Below are 19,081 nucleotides of genomic sequence, written 5' to 3'. Positions count from 1 at the left end.
AAAATATTTTGATCTTTAATCAAAGATTAAAAGGAGTAATACCGCGCAACTAATTAGAGCGGTTGTTAATAAAAAGAAATAAGCAGGAATTTTCAATTTAAAGCGCCAAAGTAAGTTAATGATGATGGACATTATACTAATAAATACGAGTACTTCTATTACAATTATTAAATCATCGAATGTTATACGTCGTTGAGGTTTTTCATAATCAGAGACAGTGGAAAACGAAATGTTATATTGATTAATTCCACTATCTGATAAAATCTTTTTTGGATGCTGTTCTGCTTTGTACTGCTTTTGTAAAACTTTAATTCTTTCATATAAACTTTGATCAATATTAGCAGACTGATAATGAATAGAGAGCTCACTATTGGCATAATCAGAAAGAAAAAGTCCACTGATTACTATGGCTAATAGAGCTGCTTATTTTGAAAAATAACACTAAAATTTCTCCTTTTTATTAATTATCAGTCATAGTATTGAACCTTTAATTGATTTTTTTCTCAACCAGATTCATTCTGTTTCTCCATTATCATTATCTGTTTTTGTTGTTGCCAAAGCTTTTCGGATAATTCTTCAATTGTTTTGTCTCGCTCCTTAATCGCTTTGTAGTGTCTATCGACCATCCTACTATTTTCCTTAACCGCTTCGTTTCGTTGTATAATCGCTTTATTAATTTTTTCATTCTCATAATCAAATGCCATCTGAGAGTATTCGACTAAGCGATCATGTTCAGAATTTGCTATTATTCCTAGGTAATTTCTCCAAGCAAACAGCAAAATTGCCACTATTAATAAAAAGTTTCTTGAAAATTCAAGATACCAAAGCACACCGAGTACTATGACTAATAAAAGAGTACCTTGAAATTCTGTATTCCGACCATTTTCTGCTTCTTCCCACATGTCAGAGACTATACTCCATAGTATGAGTATACCCACTATTACTATGACAATATCACGCATTGTTTCCCCCCATTTATTAATTATCAGTCATATAATTGATTCTTTTAGAGGATACAATTGTGAGGTGTTGCTTGGTGCTAAAGACACTATATTTAGGCAAGAAAATAAAAAATATACAATATCGTGATTTTTTTGTTGACATGGCGTGAATAATGGTGTTTTATAGAGCTGCTGTAGTGGTCGAATTGCGTCTAAAATTACAGTAGATAATTCCCCCTCAACTTCTTTTATTAAATTGACATGATTACTGAGAGCCCTGTGTTTTGCGGGGCTTTTTGTTATTGGGAGAAAGTATTTTATGACAGCAGAAAATACAGAGATGACTTTGCACCCAAAAAAATTGCCACCCAATGCAGGAAAAGGGCGGGTAAAAGGCGTACCCAATAAAACAACGAGCCTTTTGAAAGAGTCAGTCATTGAAGCTGCTAAACGAGCAGGCAGTAAATATGGTAAAGAAGGATTAATCTCTTATCTGGAAAAACAGGCACTTAAATGCCCCGCCGCTTATTTAGCGTTGCTTGGTAAGGTGTTGCCATTGCAAGTGACAGGGGAGGATGGCGGGGCGATTAAGATGATAGGGCGCGTGGAAATCGCGCCTTTGGGTCATGACAACACGACAGATTAAGATTGTACCAAAGCTTATAGCGATTTTTACAGGTAAGGCGGCGGTGCGTGCTGCTTGGGGAGGACGAGGGTCTGGAAAGACAAGATCCTTTGCTTTGATGGCGGCTTTAAAAGGCTATCAATTTGGCATGGGAGGAATATCAGGCACTATCCTTTGCGCACGTCAGTTTCAAAATTCTCTCGCAGAGAGTTCTTTAGAGGAGATTAAACGGGCCATTGAAGGTCATGACTTTTTAAAGGACTACTATAAGGTTGGAGAATCTTCGATTAAGTCGATTGATGGTCGTATTGCTTTTCAGTTTTCGGGACTAGATCGTAATATAGCCAGTATCAAATCCATGGGGCGCATTTTGCTCTGTTGGGTTGATGAGGCAGAGCCTGTGACAGAGACAGCTTGGCAAACGCTTATACCGACTTTACGTGAAGAAGGTGAGGGGTGGAGAGCAGAGTTATGGGTAACGTGGAACCCCTTACGAGATAATGCACCGGTTGAAAGGCGGTTTCGCTTTTCAAACAATGAAGCCATTAAGCGTGTAGAGATCAACTGGTCAGACAATCCGAAATTTCCCAAGATCTTGAATGAAGCGCGGCTTGATGATCTGAAGAATCGTCCAGAGACCTATAAACATATATGGGAGGGGGCTTATCTTACCGCTGTTCAAGGCGCTTACTATCAAAAGGAAATGTTAGCAGCCGAGCAGGAGGGACGGATAGGGCGTGTTGCACGTGATCCTTTAATGCAGATGCGTGCCTTTTGGGATATTGGGGGCACGGGTGCCAAGGCAGATGCGACGGCGATATGGATAGCGCAATTTGTTGGCAGAGAGATCCGTGTTTTGGATTATTACGAAGCACAAGGGCAGCCGTTATCCGAGCATATAGGCTGGTTACGTCGCAATGGCTATGAGAAGGCATTGATGGTTCTTCCCCATGATGGCGCAACAAGGGACCGTGTACATAATGTGAGTTTTGAGAGTGCGTTAAATGATGCGGGCTTTGAAACGCAAGTGATCCCTCATCAAGGGGCTGGTGCTGTCAAGATGCGGATCGAGGCGGTGCGGCGTATTTTACCCTCTGTTTGGTTTCATGAAGAGACAACTGTAGCGGGTCGTAAGGCGCTGAATTGGTATCATGAGAAATGGGATGAGAAGCGCGGCATTGGCTTGGGGGCAGAACATGATTGGTCCAGTCATGGTGCGGATGCCTTTGGTTTGATGTGCATTGTTTATGAAGCACCACGCATTAAACCGCAACAAGAACGTTATCGCGCTATAGAAAGAGAAGCGGCATCATGGATGGCATTCTAAGTCATAACTCTAAAAAAACGGCAGATTTTGATGAATATGAACTCTATAGGCGCTTAAAATCTTGGTATAAGGAAGATGTTGAACACGTCAATGAATGGCGTGAACAGGCGCGTGAAGATTTTGATTTTTATAATGGTCGTCAATGGGCTGAGGAAGATCTGGCGGTTTTGAAGGCGCAACGCCGCCCTGTTATGACCTTTAACCGTATTGCACCCCTTGTCAACGCAATTGTTGGGGCAGAGCGTAATAATAAGCGTGAAGTGCAGTTTCAACCAAGGCAAGCAGGAGCCGCAATATCCAATGAATTGCTCACTGGAGCAGCAGAATGGTTTCGTGATGAGGCAGAGGCGGAATATGCCGATTCCGATGCTTTTCAGGATATGGTCATTTGTGGCATGGGCTGGACAGATACACGGCTTGATTATGAGACAGATCCTGAAGGAATTCCTGCTATTCAACGCTTAGATCCACTGAAAATGGTTTGGGATGCCAATGCTGTAAGACCCAATCTCATTGATGCACAGCGTATGTGGTATGTTGATCGTAAACCCGTTGAGGATGCTAAAAGTCTTTTTCCTGATGTAGCAGTTGAAGATCTCCATGCTGATTGGGCAACAGATAATACAACCGCTTGTGAGGAGTATCATGTCTCACTTGATGCTTATAATGATCATGCCAATGCAGATTCTTTATCACAGTCAGCTTCTGAAAAACGCTATGTTACGCTAGTTGAATGCCGTTGGTTTGAATATGAAGTTTATTTCAAGGCACCTGATCTTCAAACAGGACAGATGCGCAGTTATAGCAAACAAGAGTTCGAACAGCTTCAAAGGGTGGCTCCACAACTTCAAGGGGTGCGTTTTAATAAAAAGGTGGTTAAGCGCGCTTTTCTGGGACGGCGTCTTTTAGCAAAGCCTGATAAACCCTTAGCACCAGATGGACAGCTTGGCTGGGAATGTATCACAGGCACGCTGGATAAGCTTAAAAACCAGTTTTACGGGATTGTTCGCCCCGCAAAAGACCCACAAAAATGGTCGAATAAATATTTTAGCCAAGTCATGTATATTTTAAACAGTCAAGCCAAAGGTGGTTTGATGGCAGAACGAGGAGCTTTTGATGATGAGCGCCAAGCACTCGAAAATTGGACACGAACCGATACGATTACGTGGGTTAAAAACGGGGCGCTTACAGGAGGAAAAATCCAACCAAAGCCAAGTGCACAATTCCCTAATGGCTTTTTTCAGTTGTTTAATGAATCGCGTGAAGCGATAACGCACGTAACGGGATTGTCGGCAGAGTTTATAGGCACAAGAGAGGTTAATCAAGCGAATGTATTGGAAAATACACGCCGGCAATCAACGCTTAATTTGCTTGCGGGTTTATTTGATAATCTTAAGCTTTATCGATGTCGACAGGGAAAGATTATCCTTTATTTGATTCAAAACTATCTTTCCGATGGGCGTTTGGTTCGTATTTCTGGACCAGAAAATGCGCAGTATGTGCCCTTAACACGTGAAGCTGTCACAAAGCTTGAATACGACATTATTGTTGATGATTCACCAACAAGTCCCAATGAAAAAGAGAGAACTTTTGCAGCGATTACGCAAATGTTGCCGTTGCTTGGTGGTTTCTTAACACCGGAGATGATTCCAGATCTTTTAAAGCTTTCCCCATTACCGGCAACATTGGTGGCAAATTTAACGGCAAAAGCACAGCAGGCGCAACAAGAACAACAACAGCAGCAAATGATGCAACAAAACCAAGGAACACAATTAAATCCAGAGCAACAAGCAAAGATTGCTGCTCTCCAGCAAGAAGCGCAAGCAAAAGGCACGCTTTATCAACTTGATGCACAACAAAAGCAGTTAGCGTTGCAGCAGAAAAATATTGAGCTTTTTTTGAAGCAAGAACAGGCACGCATGCAGCTTGAACTTCAACGGGCAAAAAATGAGATAGCGCAGCGTGATCTAGAGCGCAAATCCTTACAAGCACAGTTGGAACACTACCGCGTTTTGACAAAAAGATTAATACCACATTGAAGGAACAGAAGATGGAAGAAAAGTTTACTCCTGAAGAACAAGCAATCTATGACGAACATTTTGCCAGTGATCGTCCTGTTGAGTTAGTTGAGCCTGAGCAAGTTAGGGAAGCTTTTAATGCGGAAGAAAGTTCTCAGCAGCCATCTGTAGAACCACTTCAGGAGCAGCCAAATTCTGGTGTGATAGAGCAAGAACGACAAGCACGCCAAAAGGCAGAGCAAAAGGCTATGGAAGCGCGTGAACTTGCCATTGAGTTTGCACAAAAATATGCACAAATGCAAGAAGAGGCGGTAAGACGCCGCGATGAAAATATCCCTACCCTAGAAGATGATCCAAAAGCACATGTTGCATGGCTTAGTCATAAGGTACAGGAACAACAGAAATTGCTTGATGAGTTTTCTCGCATAAGAGAGAGCCAAGAACGTTTGAATCAAGAGGAATATGAACGCCAAAAGTTAGGGGATTATTTTGAAGAAGCCAAAGCGCAGGTACAAGATAAATATCCGGATTTAGACAGTATCACTGATTATCTCTATGAAAGAGCAGATAGTGTCCTACAAGCGCAGGCAGATCTTTATCCACAATGGAAAGATCCCGCAGCACGGCAACAGCAAATTGGTGCTGAATTGCGCCAAATATGCCAGCAGTGTCAGAAAGCAGGTATAAACCCAATAGAGGTGCTGGTGCAAAAAGCAAAGGCTTTTGGCTATAGTGGAGCACCAATAAAGGATGAAGTGGAAACCCTTCAAGAGCGCTCTCAAGCAGCGCGGACACTTACAGCGCGGGGTGGACAAGTTCCAACAGGCGGTATGGATATGAGAACGCTCTTTTCCATGCCAGATGCCGAATTTGCTGTATGGGTTGAGAAAAATCCCGAAAAATTTGAACAAATTATGAGCAGAACGTGAGATGTGCGTGGTGGCGCAACAGAGAGAACCAAGTGATTGTTATCGTTTGGGGTAGCCGCAAGGCGAGTTTTAAAACCAAGAAAGGCATTAATTGAAATGGCAGTAACAGAAGTAAAGCTCAATGACCCATTAGCCGTTGGCGTTTGGGCTAAGATGCTAAACACAGAAACTTCAAAAGCGTTGCCCATTGCACCGCTGATGGGAAAAAGCAAAAACAGCATTATTCAAGTATTGGATATGCTAGAAAAATCCGCTGGTGACGCTGTGACGAGTGGATTAAGAGTCCAACTGATGGGGGATGGCGTTAGCGAGGGACAAACGCTGGAAGGCAATGAAGAAGCACTCCAATTTATGAATGAAAAGGTGCACATCAACGAGCTTACTCATGCGGTGCGCATTAAATATGAAGGCTCTATTGATCAACAGCGTATTCCCTTTAGTTTGCGTCAGGAAGCAAAGGATGGGCTTGTTGATTGGTATGCAGATCGCTTAAGTTTGATGTTCTTTATTCAGGCAGCAGGCTATACCGCACCATGGATGCAGTTTGAAGGACGCACCATAACGCTTAAACCGGTGCATTATGGTTTTAACGCGCCATCAGAGCCAAGCAAATTGCGTGTTATTCGCCCAGCTAAGAAAAAAACTGATGAAGAGCTTACAAAAGAGGATGTTTTTACATTAGATCTTATCGATCAAGCTGTTGAACGTGCTAAATTGGCAAATCCACGTTTGCGTCCTGTTCGTGTTGATGGGAAATCGGCTTATGTGATGTATCTCCATCCAATACAGGTAACTCAATTGCGTACCAATACCAAGAGTGGTCAATGGTTAGACATTACCAAGGCAGCTTATGATGGCTCTGGAGCGAAGAATCCAATTTTTAATGGTTCTTTGGGGATGTATAATGGTGTCATTTTGCGTGAAGCAGAGCATGTCCCTAATGGTGTTAATTCAAAGACACAAGAGCCTGTGCCATCTGTTCGTCGTGCTGTTTTGCTTGGTGCGCAAAGTATCATCATGGCTTATGGGCGTATTGGTAATGGTGCAACAGGAAGCAATGAGGAAAATAGTGAGACGCGTTATAAACTTGTTGAAGAATTGTTTGATTATCAACGTGAATTTGGTCTGGCTGCAAAAACTATTATCGGCATGAAAAAGTCACGCTATACATTGCCGCATTCTGATCAAGGGGGACAAGACTTTGGCACGATTGTTATCCCTTCTTTTGCTGAAGCAAGCTAATTATTAAAGGATGACAATTATGGCAGAAAAATCGCTAATTACACAGGAAACTGTTGGCATGACAGATGAGGGATTGCCACCTGTTTTGCAAGGACGCAATAACTCTACGCAGCAGGTTAGTTTTTTACGGGCGCGTGTTAAATGTACAGATCAAGGGTTGATAACGAAAATTGGTGTTCTACCCCGAGGGGCTTTTATAAAAAGCATTAAAATTTATGCTATGACGGATTTTGAAGATGTAACAGCGACATTTGGAAAAGAGCCTCATGGTAATGATTATGGAGATGTAGGGCTTACGCAATCTACCGATAGCAATGTGTACATACCCATGGAGGAACGCGATGTTCCGTTAGAGGTTGAAAATACGATTTACATGACACGAGACAAGAAAAGCAGCAAAGGGGATGTTGAGGTGATTGTTGAGTTTTACACAAATCGTTAAAGGCGCAAGGGGGCGTTTGTTTTTTTGCGTCCCCTCTTCTCTCAAAATATTCTAAGACATTTGGAAGAGAGTAATATGACAATAATAGTACAGACAGGTGGTCCGATTGGAGACAAACAGACCATTGTTCCTCATGATAAAAATTTCATTCAGATGGTGAATGATATTCAGGATGAAATAGACGATCAAACAGATGAGTATGTTGATCAAGTTCAAAAGGCAATATTTTCAGCCATTCGATTTTGTGAACGATTGCCCTTTTATTTTAATGAAAGTCGTGAAGTTGTTTTTACCACTTTAAAGGGGAAAAGCCGCTATGGAGCAGAGGAAAATCCAGTTATTCCGGCTGCTGTTCGCATTGTTGATGCTTACATTTATGAAGATAATCACAGCAAATCAAAGCTTTTGCATACAGATCCACTCGTCATTGAAAACCTTGAGAATGATTGTAACCATGGCATGCCCACGCGATACAGTTATTTTGAACAAAAGCTTATTTTGTATCCAATCCCAGATCGTATTTATTCTATCAGGCTTATTCTTGACCCTATGAGAATAAAAGACATTGAGAGCATACAAGAAGCCTCAATATGGTTTTTAGAAGCCTATGAACTGATCAAAACCCGCGCAAAATATGAAATTTATACGAATATTATTAAAGAACCACAGATGGCGGCAGCAGCCTTTGCTATGTTTCAAGAGCAACTTGATGCGCTACAAATTGAAACGTCACGGCGCAAGAATTTGTTGAGAGTTCAACATACGGATTTCTGATGACCTTTATTCCTATTGCTGAGTTTAGACCAGATGTTGCATTTATTAATAATGGTTATTCTCGTGAGATTGTGAATGTTTTGCCAGCACCCAATTCCTATATTCCAGTTCCCAAAGTTGCACCCGTTTCAGAACCTTTTCCGGATGTTATTTTGGGGGTCTATGCGGTAAGGTCATTGAGTGGTGTGCGGATTATTGTAGGGACATCAACAAAGCTTTACGAATATGATAACAGCACGCGCAGGTGGAAAGATGTTAGCAAGCTTGGGGAACAATATCATGCCAATGAAATGGCACCTTGGTCTTTTGCTGTCTTTGGCGATTATATCATTGCTGTTAATAACAATGATGCGCCGCAAATATTTGCCTTGAAGACAGCAGAGAGATTTGATGATTTGGGGGGTAATCCCCCGCGGGCTGGACTTGTTCGTATTTGGGGAGATTTTATCTGTTTGATGAAATTAACAGATAAGCCAAATCGTGTTCACTGGTCAGGTCTCAATGATGCGACACACTGGAAGGTTGGTGAGAAAAGTTGCGATTATCAGGATTTTCCAGATGGTGAATATGTGCAAGGAGCAACACAAGCAACCAACCCACTGATTTTTATGCGTTCTGCCATTTATCATGCAACCTTTGTTCCAGGGTCTAAAATAATATTTAGTTTTGTAAAAATAAAAGACAAAATAGGGGCAAAAAGCAGCACTGCGATTGCAAGCCGTGGAGACTATACTTTCTTTGTTTCTGATGATGGTTTTTATCAAATCAATAGTACAGGGGAAATGTTGCCTATTGGTTTTGGTAAGGTCGATAAAACTATCTTTACGCTTTACAGTAATTTTGCCATTGATGAGATGAAAGCCTGTATTGATCCGGTCTATTCACGCGTTTATTTTTCTATAAACGACGATATGATGGGGATGAATATCTATGTTTATGATTGGCTCTTGCAAATATGGAGCGTCATTAAAGGGCAGAGACTTCTCTTATTCCCCCTCTTTGCGGCAGGTTATACCTTAGAAGGCTTAGACGAAGTACAAGGATGCTTGAGAGATTTACGTGCTTCTCTTGATAGTAAAATGTGGCAAAATGGCGCGCCAATATTGGGAGCATTTACACCGGACAATAGATTTGGTTTTTTTGCTGGTCCTCCTATGGAAGCTGTCATTGCTTCACAAACTGTAGGAGATACAGGCAGACAGATTAATCTTATGAGTGAGGCTTTTGTTCAAGCAGATACGACAAATGGTCTTTTAAGCGTTGGAGCTGCTTTTATCATTGATAATAGAGGTCAATTAAATTGGGCGAAAGAGCGTTACGCGGGCTATAGCAGTGGGATGTACAATATCCGCTCTAGGGCACGCTATCATGCTTTGCGGCTTAGAATACCAGAAAGCACACCATGGACTCATATAACAGGCTTTGATGTGACACTGAAACCCGCAGGTATAAGATGAGTTTTAGAATTTATAACACGCAAAAATGGAGTGCGGAACAAATGGCCCCCTATTTGGATAAGGTTATAAAATCAATAGCTTATTTTCATAAAAAGTTCCCTGATGATTATACTCCGCAGACTATTTTAAACGATATTTTGAAGGGGGATAAGCTTCTCTGGATTATTGTGGATGAGCAGGAAAACTTTATGGCGCATGTCACAACAGAGTTACAGAAACTTGTCACTGGAGCATTAAGGGCGGTTATTGTCACGCTTGGGGGAAAAGGAGGAGCACCCTTAACGAAGCTTATTCCCCAAATTGAAGCCTATTATAAAGAAAAAGGGGCGAAAGAACTTATCATTATCGGTCGGCGTGGGTGGAAAAAATCCCTTAAATCGCATGGCTATTTCGTTAATCTTTTAGAATATAGAAAGCAGCTTTAACATGGGAAAAAGTTCAAAACCAATTCAGACGACGCAAAATACCACGCAAACAAATGCACCACCTGAATGGGCAAAGGGAATCTTTGAACGTGCTGCTAAAGATGCTATGAGTTTTTATAATCAAGGCAGCGGAAAAGCTGTCTATGATGGGCAGCGTGTCGCAGGTTTAAGTGATCAAACAAAAAATGCAATTAATGGGCTTAGCAATAATACGCATAACTATGATAATAATTACTTAAATGGATTAGCCACAGGGCAAAATTCAACCAGCCAAAATTTAAAGAACATGGCTTCTGGTCATGAGATAGGCAATAATCCTTATTTTAAGGAAGCACTGCAAAACACGTTAAATAAAGCTTCAGACACGATTAACAGTTCATTGGCAGGCGCGGGGCGTTATGGTTCTGGTGCACATACGGGTGTTTTGGCAGATGAATTAGGCAGCATAGCAACCCAAGCTCTCTCACAGCAATATAACCAAGACGTCAACAATATGATGCAAGCCAATGGAATGATTGATCAAGCCAATCAAAATCAGTTGGCTAGCGCTAATAACTTTTTTCAAGGTCAAGGTCAGGCAAATCTCAATGCGTTGTCTGGAGGTGGTTTGCTTGATGCCAATCATCAACAACAATTAGACGAAGAGCGACAGAAATGGGAACAGCAGAATAATCTTGATTGGGATCAGTTAAGTAAGCTGCTTGCAGCTGGTACGGCTTCTGCTGGAAATTACGGAATGCAAACGGAACAAAGGACACAGTTTACGCCGCAAACAAAACTTAATCCATGGCAAACTATTGGAAATGTTGGAACGATACTTGGTACTTTTGCTGGGCTTAGCGATAGGAGGGCAAAAGAAAACATCAGGGAGGCTGGACAGAAAAAGGGCTATACACTCTATGAATACAACTATAAGGGTTCTCCAGAGCGCTATCGCGGGGTGATGGCACAAGACGTTTTGAGGTCAAATCCTGAAGCTGTTTTCTACAATAATACCACAGGCCTTTTGCATGTTGATTATGACAAGCTTGGCTTTAACATGGAAAGGGTGCAGTGATGGAACAAAACGGCTTTCATACTTTATCACTATTTCTTAATCCAAAAGTTTTGCGTCCTTTGCTAACACAAGCTGTAACGCAACTTCCCAAGTATTTTCTAGGACAGTCTTCTACACCTCCAAGCACATCGTTTGAAGGCCGATACAAGCCCAGTTTTTTAGAACGTGCTGCTTTTAGCACAAACCCTTTTGATAATACTGGCTCTGATACGCAACAAAAATTAAGTCCTACAGAGCTTATTCGCGGTTCTTATGGGGAAGGAAGAGAAGCTGGGAAAAAAACGCCAGCAGAATTGATTATGTCTACGGATGATTTAAAGCGCCAAATGCCTTCATTACCAGATGCTTTAAAGGATACTATTAGGATACAAGAGGTACCAAAACAAGAAAAATCTGATTTCTCAGAGCAGGGAGGTGTTGCATCAATGATTCCTCAATCTCCATTTGTTTCTAACATTGATAAAGTGAGTGGAGATGAAGCTGGGCGACAGCAAAAAGATGTAATGGATTATATTACAGAGTTCAACAACAGATCTATGCCGGAAGAACAGCGGGGAAGCAGCCCTGTCAATGAAGAAACACTTTCTCATACGCCTATTTCAGAAGAAGAACATTTAAAAGCAAATGATATGCCAGAACAAGCAACGGATTATGTAAACGCCGTTGGAAACTTTATCCATAAAGACGCAAATCCAAGCAACTTATGGGAGCGTTTTAGAAAATCAGAATTTTCCGAGCATCTCATGGATTTTTTTGCGGGGTTAGCATCAGGAAAAACACCGCAAGAAAGCTTTTCAAATGCGGCGCTTGTTATGCGGCAGGGCAATAATACACGTCTTCAAAATAGACCAATTTTTGCGTTTTTACGCTCTAAAGGATACGATGATAAAGACGCACAAGCAATCATGCAATATCCAGATCTTGCCATGAAAGTGATTGGCAGCACGTTGAGCCCCCAAGAAGACTATAGAACACTCACAGCGGAAGAAAAAGCAAAGCAGGGATTGCCTGAGGATATGGCTTTCCAAATTTCAACAAGCACAGGGAAAATTATACCTGTCCAAGGGGGACAACGTTCCACTGCTTCTGGATTAGGGGGAAATACTGATAGCATGCTGTCAAAGCCTGAATCGGGTTATATGCTTGTTAAGGATAAAAATGCCCCTCATGGCATACGTGCGATGCCAATTGCAGGCAGTGGTGCAGAACATAAATTAATCCAAGAGCAGAAGGAGGAGGAGCGTAAAGAACAGCAAGCAAAAATGCAAATTTTGGAATCAGCGGACAGATCAAATCGTATAATCTCGACATCTAAAGAATTGCTAAAAATTGTTGATGAGCACCCGCATGTTGCTGGTTTCCTTGGTTATTGGGGGTCGTTCATTCCTGGTTTTAAGGCAAAAGATTTTGGGCATATGCTTGATTCATTGAAGGCGAGTATTGGGCTTGATGCCTTGACAAAAGCAAAAGCATTTTCACCAAATGGTGCATCTGGCTTTGGGAATTTGTCTAATATGGAATTGCAAGCATTGCAAAACTCTGTAGCGGCACTGTATCAAGATCTTACGGCAGAGCAACTGAAGAAATCTTTAACAACCATTATCGATACTTTTAATAAATCCAATGCAGCAACACGGGCAATTCTTTTTGGTGGTGCAGAGGCAACACGCGAACTTGTCCGAGCTGCCTATGGGGAGGATGCTTATAAAAAAAATAATACGCAGTCAGATGTTTCACTAGAAAAACAGATAGAGGCTTTGCCGGAAGGCATACTGTTTATTGATAGTGACGGACGCATTAAGGAGAAACAAACCAATGGCTGAAGTAATTCCTCCTCTCATTCATAGAAAAAATACCAGAGTCATTGGGCATGTAAGTGACTATACACCAGAACAGCTTCAAGAGCTTTTTTCAAAAAATAAGGAAAGGCTGAGTGGTTCTCTTACAGAAAATAAAAGTATAACAGAAGAAGATGGTCCACATCCAAGTGCTGCGGGTGCGTTTGGATGGGGAGCTCTTCACGGGTTAACCATGGGGTATGATGATGAAGCCGCAGGAGCATTAGCAGGTTTCTGGGATCTTTTGACAGGAGATGGAGAGGTAATCAAAAAATATAATGAAGTGACAAAGCGATGGAGAGATTATCAAAGGGCGGCGAACCGAGATCATTCTTATCTATCTTTTCTGGGGAATTTAGCGGGGGCAGCAATTCCTTTTCTAATACCAGGTGTTGGCGCTCCTGCTGCTGCGCGTTCCGCTCTTGGGGCCGATGTGCTTTTGGGAAGCAGAGCAGGTGCCACAGGAGCACAAATAACCAGTAAAGCTCTAGCAGCAGGAGAAAGGGCGGTGCAATCTGCTTTGGCAGAAGGTGCAGAACGGACAGCGGCAAAAGCGGCAGGTGAAGCCGCAATGAAAGCTGCAGCAAGTAAAGAGGCGGCAAAGTTTAGCTTGGGGCGTGCAGCAAAAACTGGAGCCATTTATGGCGGAATAGCAGGCAGTGGTGAAGGGGAGGGGTTAGAGGATACTCTCCTGACTGCTGGGCTTGGTGCTGGGTTAGGTTTTGTAACTCCAGCTGTTGCCAGTGGTGTATCAAAAGTAACATCTTTTGCGACAAGATCACTTAAAAAAACGCCTGCTGTTATGAGAAAAACGCCTGCGGCTCTCAAAAACACAGTTGGAAAATTGTTTGGTAAAACTGAATCAGTAACACAAGGTGTAGAAAAAGAGGCGTTTCAAATAAGCAATAGAGCGCTTAAAGATGTAAGCCATGCCTTAGGGGATGAAGGTGTCGATAAGCTTGAGAAGGCATTAAAACAGCGTGGTCCTGATTCAATGATTATTGATCTTCATGATGAGCTTGCAGCAAGAGCTTTTAGAGCGGCAAAAAAAGATCTTGATACTTATTCACTTGTGAGTAATCGTTTGACTGAAAGGCAAGATGCGAGTGCACTGCGGATAAAGGATGCGTTGACAGATGTGATGGGTCCAAAGGTCGATACGCTTAATTTAAAGCAAGAGATTATCAAACAAGCACAGAAAAGAGCTGAATCATTTTATGAGAGGGCGAAAGCTTCTCCTATTTCCAATGCCGTCAGTAAAGATTTATCGCTCTTGCAAGAAACCCCTGCCTTCCAAAAAGCCTATAAAAAAGCAATTGCGCAAATGCCAAATGAAGCGGATGCAACAGTTATAGGAAGCAATGGATATCCAAAACTGAATATGCGGATTTTACATAAGATGAAAGAGGTTTTGGATGATCAAATTAATTCTGCGCGTCTCAAAGGAAAACGAGGGTATGCGCGAGATTTGACTTTGTTCAAACAACGCATTCTGGACGTTTTGGATACGTCATCTCCAGATTATGCTAAAGCACGGAAAATTTATTATGACGAGCGTACTATTGGTGATGCCCTCGAGCAAGGAGAGAAAGCACTGAAGAAAAGCGTTAATCTCGATACAATTAAAAGTCAACTTTCGGATTTGGGGTTGATGGAAAAAAATGCCTTTCAAAAAGGTGTACGCTCACAAGTAGAACATGCCGCAGGCAATGCACAGAATTTTGACCACAATCTTTTGAGTTTGTTTGACACGCAAAATGGTCAAGAAAAATTACAGCATATTTTTGGTAAGGATAAAGCCAAGCAGCTTATGAAAGTGTTGCGACCAGAAGTAGAAAGAACAAGGCTTTTTGCACGCTTGCCAAACCATATGGGTGAAGTGGAAGAAAAGACAATAGAACAAGCGGTGAGTGGAGGAAAGATTGGTCTCATCAAGACAGCCATGAAAACTTTTGCAAGGGAATGGGGACGCAAACTCTTAAGTGTTCATAAAGAGACTGAAAGGGATATTGCGGCTCTCATAACAGCGCGTGAAAAAGGGGAGTTTGGGTTAGCAAGAGAAAAAGCCGTTGAATTAATTAAGAAGTTTCACGAAGCAGAAAAGAAACGCTTAATAAGCAAAAAAGATCACACAAAATTCCTCAATTTTGTTGGCATTCTTTTGAATAGTAGTGCTTATAGAGTGGTTATAAACTAATGATCAATTTTCATCCCAATGTGAAGCGTGCTATCTCACAGGCAGCACAAAAATATGGTTTGCCAGAAAGCTTTCTTGAACGGGTTGCTATGATAGAAAGTAAGGGTAATCCAAATGCAAGAAATAGCAAAAGTAGTGCAGGAGGGCTGTATCAATTTCTCGATTCAACAGCAAAACAGTATCAACTGAATAATAAGTTTGATCCCTTTCAAGCAACGGATGCTATGGCACGATTAACGAAGGATAACACGCGTTATTTAGCTACAGCATTAGGCAGAGAGCCATCACAAGCAGAACTTTATCTTGCACACCAACAAGGACCAGCAGGGGCTGTAAAACTTATCAAAAATCCTAATGTGCCAGCAAGCCAGCTTTTAGGGCGTCAAGCAGTTGTCCTTAACGGAGGAAATGTGGAGGCAACCGCAGGGGATTTTATGAATCATATTTATGGGCTTTACAATAAAACGGGAGAGGCTTCGAATGGTAGGGCACGACAAAGCTGGGGCAATGGACAGAGTGCAGCAAATGAAGTGGTTCCCTTGCGCGGCGTTGAGAGATTTCAAAAGGCAATTCAAGGTGCTCAAGCGAGAAAACCATTGATGGCATATGATACACCATTGCATGAAAATACACGATTCCAGGGGCAAGGCATTGATGCAGGTGCTCTTAAAAAGAGTGTAATGAGTTTGGTTGATTTGATGAGACGGAATAAAGATGCGCAAAATCAACAAATAGAGATGGCACATCAACAAATGATGCAACAACCAATGATGACGGGGTTTTCACAATCAAGTGCACACCCAGTAGATTTAACGCTCTTAATTGATCCCTCAAGGAGAAATCCTGTTCGCTCATATGGACAGCAAAAAAAGCAACAATTACAAGAAGAGTTATTAAGAAGAACGGGGGCTTATCATGTCTGATATTTATGATTGGTCGTTGACAGCTGATGAAAATGCGCATTCAGATAGCATGATTAATTGGGCAGAGGGACAACCCCCTAGTTCTGTCAATGATAGTGCACGTGTCATGATGCAGCGTGTGCGTGAATATCTTGCCGATAATGGTGGTTCCCTTGATGCAAACTTTATGGTGAACAGACAAGAGAAAACAACATCGATAACGTTAACAACGATTTCACCTATAGCAAAATATAAAAATGATATCATTCTACACTTTAAGGCGCGTGGTGTGAATGTGGGATCTACAACAATAAATGTGAATAATATAGGAGCAACGCCACTCTATAAAGCCACGAACATGGGTATTGTACCATTAGAGGGTGGTGAATTACAAACGGGTGGTATTTATGCAATAGTCTATAATAGCGATGCATCAACAAAAGAACATGATGGTTGGTATCTCTTAAATCCCACACCACTTCCACCACCAAAGGTCGAAACCTTCCCTTGCGGGTTTATTGCAACCTTTGCTATGCAAGAATTGCCAAGTGGGTGGCTTTTATGTGATGGTGCAACCTATCAACGCAAAGAGTATCCGCAGTTATTCAAGGCAATAGGGGATAAATGGGGGAAAGATAGCGATACAACTTTTAAAGTTCCAGACTTTAGAGGAATGTTTTTACGCGGCTTTGATGATGGCCGTGGTTTAGACAGAAGTAGACAATTTGCGGATATGCAGAAGGATTGCATAAAATCGCATACACATGCTTGCACCCTTGAAGAAGCAGGTGAGCACACGCACAGTTTTCAGTATGCTGGAATTGGATGGAGTGCCAATGATATCGGCAGAAGGAACCCTAGTTATCACTATCAAACTCTTACAGCGACAACACAACCTGCTGGCATGCACACACACAAGGTCACCCTCTCTTCAACAGGTGAGACAGAGACGCGCCCTGTTAATATAACGGTTGTTTATGCCATAAAATCGTGAGTGTTCCAATGATCAATCACCTATCCGCTATTGATGATATTGCGGACGCGGAACAAATCCGCGTCCTTTTTTATGCAAGCAATCGCATGGTTCATGCGCCTTTAAACAAGGTCCTTGATCTTATCAAAAACGACACACAGCGTGATCTTTTAAGCGCTTTGACACAGTATCAAGAAGCAACAGAGCAACGTATCGAGACCCTGCAAAAAAACCTTGATGCATTGCGCTTACAGGTCTCACTCTCCACACACAATCTCAAAAAATGAACTGATTAAGGAATAAACTGCAATGCCATTACCCTATCACACGCATATATTTAAGCTTGAACCAGCAACAAAGGAAGAAGTCAAAGAAGGTGTTTTAGATAGTAAAGCTCTTGCACCCATTTCAGTGGGCAGTGCAGCAGCTTATGAGGTAGAATATTTCGCAACCGCTGCTCAAGGAAAGAAAGCTGATGATGCGGTTGCAAAGAGAGATATTGGTAAACTTGCCTACAAAGATAAGATCACTGTTAACGATATTAAAGCAAGTGGGCAAGCCCATGAGAATACGATTTTATCAGGGGATGGTTGGATACAAATATCACCTTTAGGAATTGGTGATATGAGTGCGGTTACATATGATCCCGATAATGTGAGATCAAATGTGTTTTCCATGGAAAATATGCATGAGGGTCCTACCAAAAAGATTTTGACTGAAGAAGAAAGATCAAAGCTTCGGTGGCTAAGTTCTACCCAGCCAACAATAGAAAAATGGTATAAAGGAAGTGAAGGTGTTTATTATCCTATATCTCCGGTAGATCTCAAAAATACCATCAGTTATTTTGCCATATCAAAGTCTTTTGGTATGTTAAAATCAGTCTATGATCCAGATAAAATAGCAAAAGATGCATTTGATATGGAGAATATGAAAGAGGGGAATGAGCACCTTATTTTAACCCCTCAAGAACGTGCACAGATTGCAAAAATTGATAAAATTGAAAATGATGTGCAACATGCACAGGAAAGTGCACAACAAGGGACACATACAGCAACTAAAGCAAAAGAGGCAGCAGAGAGTGTATTAGATACGGCGAGTGTTGCACAAAAAAATGCTACGGATGCAAAAGCTATTGCTACCACTGCACAAACAGCAGCTAATAAAGCGCAAGATGTAGCGCACAGTGTAGAGAAAAAAGTTGATCTCATTCAACCTCTTGCAAAACAAGACTGGATTGATGGAACAAAAACAATAGACGCACTTATCTCACCAGCCAACCTCATGGCTTCAATCAAAGCCAATAGCCTAAATGATAATGGTAGCAATGATAGTGGATATAGAAAACCTGTTGAAATCCTTATAACAGAAAGTGGAGACATTCCTTGGCCAGAAGGTGTTACTGATGAGACAGAACTTGAGATATGGGCTTGGGGTGGCGGCGATGCTGGGAGGGATAGTCTTTATGGTGGCACTGGCGGCGAAGGTGGTTTTGGTGGTTGTTGTACGTACGTAAGAACAAGGAAAAAATTTCTTGGAAAGAATTCGGTCAAGATTGGAAAAGGCGGAAAGAGTCGTAATAATCCTGGAGGCGACCGCACAGTAGTTGGTCAATTTATTATAGCTTTTGGTGGAAATAACTCAATTAAACCTTATCAAAAAGGCGTGTTTAAAGGTGAGGATGCTACAGGCAAAGATGGCGATTATAATGGTAAAGATGGCTTTCTTGGTGGTGGTGGTGGCCAGGGTGCTGGCGGCACTGGCGGCGAAGGTGGTCGTGGTGGTCGTGGTGGTGATAATTTTTTATCCGATGGTGGTTGGGGTGGTTGGGGCGGTTGGAGCAACACTGGCTGTAAAGGTGGTAGAGGTGGTGATGGTGGGAGTAGTGTTTATGGTTTAGGGGGTAAAGGTGGTGATGGTGGGAGTAGTGTTTATGG

At 41.9% G+C, this 19,081-nt stretch carries 17 protein-coding genes; 16 read left to right on the top strand and 1 reads right to left on the bottom strand.

All coding sequences use genetic code 11. From position 1 onward, the window contains the following. Positions 1-503: 503 nt before the first annotated feature. Positions 504-962: a hypothetical protein gene (locus O9A_RS05175; protein ID WP_011180624.1), complete on the bottom strand. Its 459-nt coding sequence runs from the start codon at positions 960-962 to the stop codon at positions 504-506. 298 nt (positions 963-1,260) lie between these two features. Between O9A_RS05175 and O9A_RS05170 the strand changes: the two genes are divergently transcribed. The 16 genes from O9A_RS05170 to O9A_RS08560 all read left to right on the top strand — a co-directional run. Continuing rightward, positions 1,261-1,587: a hypothetical protein gene (locus tag O9A_RS05170; RefSeq protein ID WP_011180626.1), complete on the top strand. Its 327-nt coding sequence runs from the start codon at positions 1,261-1,263 to the stop codon at positions 1,585-1,587. After that, entirely contained in the window at positions 1,568-2,893 is a 1,326-nt protein-coding gene (locus O9A_RS05165) for a PBSX family phage terminase large subunit (RefSeq protein ID WP_011180823.1), read from the top strand. The genes O9A_RS05170 and O9A_RS05165 overlap by 20 nt, the downstream gene beginning before the upstream one ends. Further along, complete coding sequence (locus tag O9A_RS05160) at positions 2,878-4,932, top strand: portal protein (protein WP_011180822.1); 2,055 nt, start codon at positions 2,878-2,880, stop codon at positions 4,930-4,932. The genes O9A_RS05165 and O9A_RS05160 overlap by 16 nt, the downstream gene beginning before the upstream one ends. Positions 4,933-4,943: 11 nt before the next feature. Beyond that, positions 4,944-5,840, top strand: a complete 897-nt coding sequence (locus tag O9A_RS05155) for a hypothetical protein (RefSeq protein ID WP_011180821.1) — start codon at positions 4,944-4,946, stop codon at positions 5,838-5,840. A 96-nt stretch (positions 5,841-5,936) separates the two neighbouring features. Next, entirely contained in the window at positions 5,937-7,082 is a 1,146-nt protein-coding gene (locus O9A_RS05150; protein WP_034447849.1) for a N4-gp56 family major capsid protein, read from the top strand. Positions 7,083-7,101: 19 nt separating this feature from the next. Next, positions 7,102-7,524, top strand: coding sequence for a hypothetical protein (locus O9A_RS05145; RefSeq protein WP_011180819.1), 423 nt, complete (start codon positions 7,102-7,104; stop codon positions 7,522-7,524). 75 nt (positions 7,525-7,599) lie between these two features. After that, on the top strand, positions 7,600-8,298 hold the full coding sequence (locus O9A_RS05140; RefSeq protein WP_011180818.1) for a phage adaptor protein: 699 nt from the start codon (positions 7,600-7,602) through the stop codon (positions 8,296-8,298). Beyond that, positions 8,298-9,755, top strand: a complete 1,458-nt coding sequence (locus tag O9A_RS05135) for a hypothetical protein (RefSeq protein WP_011180817.1) — start codon at positions 8,298-8,300, stop codon at positions 9,753-9,755. The genes O9A_RS05140 and O9A_RS05135 overlap by 1 nt, the downstream gene beginning before the upstream one ends. 41 nt (positions 9,756-9,796) lie before the next feature. Further along, the gene (locus tag O9A_RS05130) at positions 9,797-10,180 is read left to right on the top strand and encodes a hypothetical protein (RefSeq protein ID WP_034447844.1); all 384 of its coding nucleotides are present in this window, start codon (positions 9,797-9,799) and stop codon (positions 10,178-10,180) included. Position 10,181: 1 nt separating this feature from the next. Next, entirely contained in the window at positions 10,182-11,237 is a 1,056-nt protein-coding gene (locus O9A_RS05125) for a tail fiber domain-containing protein (RefSeq protein ID WP_011180815.1), read from the top strand. Continuing rightward, positions 11,237-13,060: a hypothetical protein gene (locus tag O9A_RS05120; protein WP_011180814.1), complete on the top strand. Its 1,824-nt coding sequence runs from the start codon at positions 11,237-11,239 to the stop codon at positions 13,058-13,060. The genes O9A_RS05125 and O9A_RS05120 overlap by 1 nt, the downstream gene beginning before the upstream one ends. Then, the gene (locus O9A_RS05115) at positions 13,053-15,272 is read left to right on the top strand and encodes a hypothetical protein (RefSeq protein ID WP_011180813.1); all 2,220 of its coding nucleotides are present in this window, start codon (positions 13,053-13,055) and stop codon (positions 15,270-15,272) included. The genes O9A_RS05120 and O9A_RS05115 overlap by 8 nt, the downstream gene beginning before the upstream one ends. Then, the gene (locus O9A_RS05110; protein ID WP_011180812.1) at positions 15,272-16,195 is read left to right on the top strand and encodes a transglycosylase SLT domain-containing protein; all 924 of its coding nucleotides are present in this window, start codon (positions 15,272-15,274) and stop codon (positions 16,193-16,195) included. Before O9A_RS05115 ends, O9A_RS05110 begins: the two co-directional genes overlap by 1 nt. Further along, positions 16,188-17,168 carry a phage tail protein gene (locus O9A_RS05105; RefSeq protein ID WP_034447842.1) on the top strand — a complete coding sequence of 327 codons (981 nt, stop codon included), beginning with the start codon at positions 16,188-16,190 and terminating at the stop codon, positions 17,166-17,168. The genes O9A_RS05110 and O9A_RS05105 overlap by 8 nt, the downstream gene beginning before the upstream one ends. Positions 17,169-17,176: 8 nt before the next feature. Beyond that, the gene (locus O9A_RS05100) at positions 17,177-17,434 is read left to right on the top strand and encodes a hypothetical protein (protein WP_011180810.1); all 258 of its coding nucleotides are present in this window, start codon (positions 17,177-17,179) and stop codon (positions 17,432-17,434) included. A gap of 22 nt (positions 17,435-17,456) precedes the next feature. Then, on the top strand, positions 17,457-19,081 hold a 1,625-nt coding region (locus tag O9A_RS08560; protein ID WP_084790500.1), incomplete at its 3' end, for a hypothetical protein.

The sequence above is a fragment of the Bartonella koehlerae C-29 genome (genome assembly GCF_000706625.1).
Taxonomy (GTDB): domain Bacteria; phylum Pseudomonadota; class Alphaproteobacteria; order Rhizobiales; family Rhizobiaceae; genus Bartonella; species Bartonella koehlerae.
This window is presented reverse-complemented; position numbering and strand designations above follow the sequence as displayed.

Bases quoted from the DNA above. Each gene is read 5' to 3' on its own strand.
- O9A_RS05175 (WP_011180624.1), bottom strand. From the start codon at position 962: ATGCGTGATATTGTCATAGTAATAGTGGGTATACTCATACTATGGAGT.
- O9A_RS05170 (WP_011180626.1), top strand. From the start codon at position 1,261: ATGACAGCAGAAAATACAGAGATGACTTTGCACCCAAAAAAATTGCCA.
- O9A_RS05165 (WP_011180823.1), top strand. From the start codon at position 1,568: ATGACAACACGACAGATTAAGATTGTACCAAAGCTTATAGCGATTTTT.
- O9A_RS05160 (WP_011180822.1), top strand. From the start codon at position 2,878: ATGGATGGCATTCTAAGTCATAACTCTAAAAAAACGGCAGATTTTGAT.
- O9A_RS05155 (WP_011180821.1), top strand. From the start codon at position 4,944: ATGGAAGAAAAGTTTACTCCTGAAGAACAAGCAATCTATGACGAACAT.
- O9A_RS05150 (WP_034447849.1), top strand. From the start codon at position 5,937: ATGGCAGTAACAGAAGTAAAGCTCAATGACCCATTAGCCGTTGGCGTT.
- O9A_RS05145 (WP_011180819.1), top strand. From the start codon at position 7,102: ATGGCAGAAAAATCGCTAATTACACAGGAAACTGTTGGCATGACAGAT.
- O9A_RS05140 (WP_011180818.1), top strand. From the start codon at position 7,600: ATGACAATAATAGTACAGACAGGTGGTCCGATTGGAGACAAACAGACC.
- O9A_RS05135 (WP_011180817.1), top strand. From the start codon at position 8,298: ATGACCTTTATTCCTATTGCTGAGTTTAGACCAGATGTTGCATTTATT.
- O9A_RS05130 (WP_034447844.1), top strand. From the start codon at position 9,797: ATGGCCCCCTATTTGGATAAGGTTATAAAATCAATAGCTTATTTTCAT.
- O9A_RS05125 (WP_011180815.1), top strand. From the start codon at position 10,182: ATGGGAAAAAGTTCAAAACCAATTCAGACGACGCAAAATACCACGCAA.
- O9A_RS05120 (WP_011180814.1), top strand. From the start codon at position 11,237: ATGGAACAAAACGGCTTTCATACTTTATCACTATTTCTTAATCCAAAA.
- O9A_RS05115 (WP_011180813.1), top strand. From the start codon at position 13,053: ATGGCTGAAGTAATTCCTCCTCTCATTCATAGAAAAAATACCAGAGTC.
- O9A_RS05110 (WP_011180812.1), top strand. From the start codon at position 15,272: ATGATCAATTTTCATCCCAATGTGAAGCGTGCTATCTCACAGGCAGCA.
- O9A_RS05105 (WP_034447842.1), top strand. From the start codon at position 16,188: ATGTCTGATATTTATGATTGGTCGTTGACAGCTGATGAAAATGCGCAT.
- O9A_RS05100 (WP_011180810.1), top strand. From the start codon at position 17,177: ATGATCAATCACCTATCCGCTATTGATGATATTGCGGACGCGGAACAA.